Below are 5,548 nucleotides of genomic sequence, written 5' to 3'. Positions count from 1 at the left end.
CTCGACCCGGGCGGCGCGGACGGCTGGCAGCTCGCGGACGTGCTGGCCCAGGGGGTGCGGGTCGGCGCGCCGCCGGACGACTTCAACCCACTCGGCCAGGACTGGGGGCTGGCCGCGTGGCGCCCGGACCGGCTCGCCGCCACCGGCTACGCCGCCTACCGGGACATGCTGCGCCGCACCCTGCGGCACGCGGGTGGTCTGCGGGTCGACCACGTCGCCGGCCTGTGGCGACTGTGGTGGGTGCCGCCGGGCGGCGGCGCGGCCGAGGGCACCTACGTGCGCTACGACGCCGAGGCCATGCTCGGCATCCTCGCGTTGGAGGCGCACCGGGCCGGCGCGGTGGTGGTCGGTGAGGATCTCGGCACGGTCCAACCGGCGGTGACCCGAGGGTTGCGGGGGCGCAACATGCTGGGCTCGACAGTGCTGTGGTTCGCGCGTGACGACGCCGGTGACTTCGTCCCACCGGCGCGGTGGCCCCGCAACGCCCTCGCCACCATCTCCACCCACGACCTGCCCACCGCGCCGGGCTTCCTGACCGGTGAGCACGTGCGGGTGCGCGACGAGTTGAAACTGCTCGGCACCGACGTGGCGGTGGAGCGGGCCCGTGCCGCCGCCGATCGGGACCGGCTGCTCACGATGCTGGCTGCCGAGGACCTGCTGCCTGAGCCGGCTGCGGGGTCCGAGTCGGCTGAACCGGCGAAGACGCCCGACGACGGCGAGGTGGTGGTGGCGATGCACGCCGCGCTCGCGGCCAGCCCGACCCGGCTGCTCGGCGTCTCCCTCTACGACGTGCTGGGCGAGGTGCGCCAACCCAACATGCCGGGCACGGTGGACGAGTATCCGAACTGGCGGCTGCCGCTGCCGGCCAGCGTGGCGCAGATCCAGGCGGACCCCCGGGTGACCCGGATCGTCGACCTGCTCAGCGCCGCCCGCCCCCGACCGGCCGACCCGGCACCGCCGCAGCGGTGACGCCGCCGGGTCAGGTCAGCCAGTCGAAGCGGGCCGGAAGCCCGAGGAAGTCGGCGTAGCGCCCGAGCGCCTGCTCCACCCGGGCGTGGGCGGCGACGTCGAGCGTCGTGAGCGGCTGGATCGTCACGGTGACCGCGGTGCGGCCGACCTTGCGTTTCCACACGCCCACCACCCGACCGGCGCGGACCACGGTGGCCTGGAAGATGCCGTTGTTGCCCGGCACCACGGCCGCCTGGTGGGCGGGGTCGAGCATCAACGTGCGGTCCCGGAAGCCGAGCAGGTACTCATCGAAGCCGGGCAGCGCCAGCACGTCGTCCGGCGCGGTGCGCGGCGCGTCGGCCAGGGCCGCGTCGACGTACATCGGTGTGCCGTCGACCCGCACCGTGCTCAGCGCGTCGTCGGCGGCGGCCAGGCCGCGCCGGGCGTCGGTGAGAGTCAGGCCGCTCCACCCGGCGAACTCGCGGTCGGTGACCGGGCCGTGCCCGCGAACGTAGCGGTGGGCGAGCACGGCCAGCGCCTCGTCCCGTTCCAGCCGGTGGGGCTCGGGCGCCCACTCGTCGAGCAGGGCGAAGGTCTGGTCGGTGCCGACGTTCGGCGCCACGCAGGTCACGCCACGGACGCTCGCATACCACAGCAGGTGGTAACCACGTTGCCCGTCGGTGCCCAGGCCGGCCGCCCGCAGGGTGGCCAGGCACTGCGCGCGGGTGAGCCGACCGCCACCGGCCAGAGCGCTGCCGAGCACGTCCACCGCCCGGTCCGCGTCGGCCTCGGTGAGCCCGAGCTGTGCCCGCCGGGTCGCCGCGCCGGCCAGCGATCGTACGCCGGTCAGCTCCAGCATCCAGCGGGCGTCGGCGGACGGGACGAGGTGCACGGTGCCCCGCATCGGCCAGGTGCGCAGCGCCTCACGCCGCTCCAACGCCGCCTGCACGTCCGTGACGCTCCGACCGGGCAGCCGGGCGCCCAGCGACCACAACCCGCTGGCCAGGTCCTGTGCCTGCATCGCGCCGAACCACTCGACCACCTCGGCGACGCTGTCGGGTCGGGTGCTCGGATGTGGGCGCAGCAGCAGGCTGGTCATCCGCAGCGCCAACGCGTCGGCCGCGCTGAGGTCGACAGGCATCGGGCGCTCCTTTACGTGGCCGGGCGGCCAGCCTAGGGCCGACCACCGACACTTCCGCAGATGGGAGGCGTAACGGCGGTCGTCGGGGGAATGCGCCTCGCCGGAAGTACGCGCGCCGCGTGTACGGGAGGGAATCTCATGACTGCCGCAAGCGAGCCGGCCCGGGGTGCCGGCGTACCGGCCGGGTCCCGCAGCCATCGAGGGGACACCAACGCGAAGACGAGCGCCGCCGCGACCTTCGCCCTGGTGTTCGGAGTGGCCGGTCTGTTCAGCGTGTTGACGGCGATCCTCGCCTGGTTGGGCCTGGTGCTCGGCATCATCGGGATCATCCTCGGCATCGTCGGCCTCAAGATGGCGCGCCGACCCGGGGTCACCGGTCGTGGCGTGTCGATCGGTGGCCTGGTGCTCAGCATCCTGGCCGTGCTGATCGGCCTCGGTCTGGCCGCGGGAATCACCACGTTCGTCAACAACGAGAACGCGGTGGACCGCCTGCAGACCCAGGTCGACAAGCTGCGCGACAAGCTCGACTGACCCGCGCGTACCGGTCTGGGCCGGCCCGCCACCCGTCGCGGCCGGCCCCAGTAGGGTGGGCGGCGTGCTCCGCCAGGTCACCGCGATCCGTTACGTCACCCCGCTGCGCGAGGGTGGGTCGCTGCCGGGCGTGGTGGAGGCCGACGACCTCGGCACCTACGTGGCGAAGTTCCGCGGTGCCGGGCAGGGGCCCAAGGCGCTCATCGCCGAGGTGATCTGCGGTGAGCTGGCCCGCCGGCTGGGGTTGCGGGTGCCGCCGCTGGTGGTCCTCGACGTCGACCCGGTCATCGGGCGGGCCGAGCCCGACCAGGAGGTGCAGGAGCTGCTGCGCAGCAGCGGTGGCGCCAACCTCGGGATGGACTTCCTGCCCGGGGCGCTGGGCTTCGACCCGGTGGCGCACCCCGTCGACCCGGCGCTGGCGTCCCGGGTGCTCTGGTTCGACGCGTACGTGGAGAACGTCGACCGGAGTTGGCGCAATCCGAACCTGCTGATCTGGCACCGGGAGCTGTGGCTGATCGACCACGGCGCCTCGCTCTACTTCCACCACAACTGGCCGCGCGCCGAGGCCGCCGTGCACCGGGCCTACCGCGCGGAGGATCACGTGCTGGCCCCGTACGCGTCGCGGCTGGCCGAGGCCGACGCCGAGTTGGCCCCCCGGGTCACCCGGGAGCTGCTCACCGAGGTGTTGGCCCTGGTGCCGGGGGAGTGGTTGACCGCCGCCGACTTCGAGACGGCCGACGCGGCGCGCGAGGCGTACCTGGACCACCTGTCCCGCCGCGTCGCCCGCACGGCCGACTGGCTGCCACCGGGGAGCGGGGCATGAGGCAACCCTTCGAGTACGCGTTGATCCGGCTCGTGCCCCGCATCGAGCGCGGTGAGCAGATCAACGTCGGGGTGTTGCTCTACTGCCAGCAGCGCGACTTCCTGGCCGCGCGGACGCACCTGGACGCCGACCGGGTTCGCGCGCTGGCGCCGGACGTCGACCTGCCGGCGGTGGCCGCGGTGCTCGACTCCTGGGACCGGACCTGCTCCGGTGACGGGCCGGCGACCCGGATGCGGCTCGGTGAGCGGTTCCACTGGCTGGCCGCGCCGCGGAGCACGATGATCCAGACCGGGCCGGTGCACACCGGTCTCACCGTCGACCCGGCGGCCGAGCTGGACCGGCTGATGGCGGCCCTGGTCCGCTGAGCCGGGGCCGGGGCCGGGGCTGGGCGCGGGAGCTTTGGTGGTCCCCTGATCGCGCTACGCCAGCGCCGTTGCCGGCGGAGCGCGATCCCCCGTTCAGGTGCCCGGTGCGGGGCGGCGGCTCGATCCCGCCGGCACCGATGGCATCAGGATCGCCGTCCGCGCGCGGCGTCGGGCCGAAACGATCGGGAAGTTGCGGAAAACTTGAGCCGGCGGACCGTTATCTGGGAGCGCCTGGACTGTCGTTAGAGCGCGTCCGCAGCGGGTAGTCGCGGGAGCTGATCCGAGACGAGAAGGGGACACTCTGATGGCTGCCCAGACCAAGGTAGCGGTGATCTACTACAGCGCCACCGGCACCACCTACCAGATGGCGCAGGCCGTGTGTGAGGCCGCCGGGGATGCCGGCGCCGACGTGCGCCTGCGCAAGGTGCGCGAGTTGGCGCCGGAAGAGGCGATCCGCTCCAACTCCGGCTGGCAGGCGCACCACCTGGAGACCCAGGACGTGCCCGAGGCGATGCTCGACGACCTCACCTGGGCCGACGTGGTGATCCTCGGTGCGCCGACCCGGTACGGCATGGTCGCCGCGCAGCTGAAGCAGTTCATCGACACCACCGGCCCGCTCTGGAGCCAGGGCGGGCTGGTCAACAAGGTCTACTCCGCCTTCACCTCGACGGGCACCTCGCACGGCGGGCAGGAGACCACGCTGACCTCGCTCTTCAACGTCTTCTACCACTGGGGCGGTGTGGTGGTCACCCCCGGCTACACCGACACCAGCCAGTTCATCGCCGGCAACCCCTACGGCGCCTCGCACACCAGCAACAACGGGGAGATCGCCCCGGACGCCGTGGCGCTCGGGGCCTGCGCGCTCACCGCCCGGCGCGCGGTGCAGCTGGGTGCCGCGCTGAAGGCGGGCCTGGCCGGCTGACCGGCTGACGGACGAGGGTGACCGGCGGCGCGGGCGGGGGCTCTCGACCCGTCCGCGCCACCGGTCCATCCAGCCCTACCCCGGGGCCGGGGCGACTATGCGCCGCCGAGCGTCGCGGACAACTCGTCGGTGCGTGACGCGGGCAGCAGATCGGTCACCAGTTCGCTCAGCACGGCGAGCCCGTCCGGGCTGAGCACCGACTCGGCGTGGAACTGCACCCCGGCGAAGCCGCGCCCCCGCAGGGCGTGCACGGCGCCGTCACCCGGGTCCCGGGCCAGCTCCACCGGCCCGTACGCGGTGGCCAGCAGGTCGGCCTCGGCGCGGGCGGTGAACGTCGAGTAGAACCCGACCCGGCGGGTCCGGCCGAACACCCGCACCTCCCGCTGCAACCCCTGATAGGGCGCATCCCGGCGGTGCAGGGCCAGCCCCAGCAGCCCGGCCAGCACCTGATGGCTGAGGCAGACCGCGAGGGTGGGACGGCCGGTCGCCAGCAGTCCGGTCAGCAGCTCCCGCAGCGCCACCATCTTCGGCTCGTCCACGCTGCCCGGGTCACCGGGTCCGGGGCCGGCCACCACCAGGTCGTAGTCGTCGACCGGGCCGGTCGCGTGCCACGGCCGGGTGGTGACCTTCAGGCCCAACGCGCCCAGTTGGTGGGCCAGCATGCCGGTGAAGGTGTCCTCGGCGTCCACGATCAACACCCGGCGGCCGACCAGCCCGGGCACGCCGGGCGCGTCCGATGACCGCTGGTCCAGCCAGAACCGTGCCAGCGGCGCGTTGCGCGCGGCCAGCGCGTCGCGTACCGCCGGGTCGTCGGCCAG

The 5,548-nt window shown here is 73.7% G+C and carries 7 protein-coding genes; 5 read left to right on the top strand and 2 right to left on the bottom strand.

Translation table 11 applies throughout. The features are described 5' to 3' along the window. A partial coding sequence (locus PSH25_RS25290; protein WP_238661435.1) for a 4-alpha-glucanotransferase occupies positions 1-969 on the top strand: 969 nt, incomplete at its 5' end. A 10-nt stretch (positions 970-979) separates the two neighbouring features. Here the strand turns inward: PSH25_RS25290 and PSH25_RS25285 are convergent. Beyond that, positions 980-2,089 carry a winged helix DNA-binding domain-containing protein gene (locus PSH25_RS25285; RefSeq protein ID WP_238661434.1) on the bottom strand — a complete coding sequence of 370 codons (1,110 nt, stop codon included), beginning with the start codon at positions 2,087-2,089 and terminating at the stop codon, positions 980-982. 138 nt (positions 2,090-2,227) lie between these two features. Here PSH25_RS25285 and PSH25_RS25280 point away from each other — a divergent pair, with 138 nt between their 5' ends. From PSH25_RS25280 to wrbA, 4 genes are all read left to right on the top strand, one after another. Then, positions 2,228-2,620 carry a hypothetical protein gene (locus PSH25_RS25280; protein WP_238661433.1) on the top strand — a complete coding sequence of 131 codons (393 nt, stop codon included), beginning with the start codon at positions 2,228-2,230 and terminating at the stop codon, positions 2,618-2,620. Positions 2,621-2,684: 64 nt separating this feature from the next. After that, positions 2,685-3,443 (top strand): HipA family kinase, encoded by a 759-nt coding sequence (locus PSH25_RS25275; protein WP_238661432.1) that lies wholly within the window; start codon positions 2,685-2,687, stop codon positions 3,441-3,443. After that, complete coding sequence (locus tag PSH25_RS25270) at positions 3,440-3,808, top strand: DUF3037 domain-containing protein (protein WP_130402437.1); 369 nt, start codon at positions 3,440-3,442, stop codon at positions 3,806-3,808. Before PSH25_RS25275 ends, PSH25_RS25270 begins: the two co-directional genes overlap by 4 nt. Before the next feature lie 304 nt (positions 3,809-4,112). Next, positions 4,113-4,730 carry an NAD(P)H:quinone oxidoreductase gene (gene wrbA, locus PSH25_RS25265; RefSeq protein ID WP_238661431.1) on the top strand — a complete coding sequence of 206 codons (618 nt, stop codon included), beginning with the start codon at positions 4,113-4,115 and terminating at the stop codon, positions 4,728-4,730. Between the two features lie 95 nt (positions 4,731-4,825). On the opposite strand, the gene PSH25_RS25260 is transcribed toward wrbA, so the two are convergent. Next, positions 4,826-5,548, bottom strand: a 723-nt coding sequence (locus PSH25_RS25260; protein WP_238661430.1) for an aminodeoxychorismate/anthranilate synthase component II, incomplete at its 5' end; no start/stop codon positions are given.

The sequence above is a fragment of the Micromonospora foliorum genome, assembly GCF_022229015.1.
Classification (GTDB): Bacteria; Actinomycetota; Actinomycetes; order Mycobacteriales; family Micromonosporaceae; genus Micromonospora; species Micromonospora foliorum.
The sequence above is the reverse complement of the archived record's forward strand: the minus strand, read 5'-3'. Positions and strand labels throughout refer to the sequence as shown.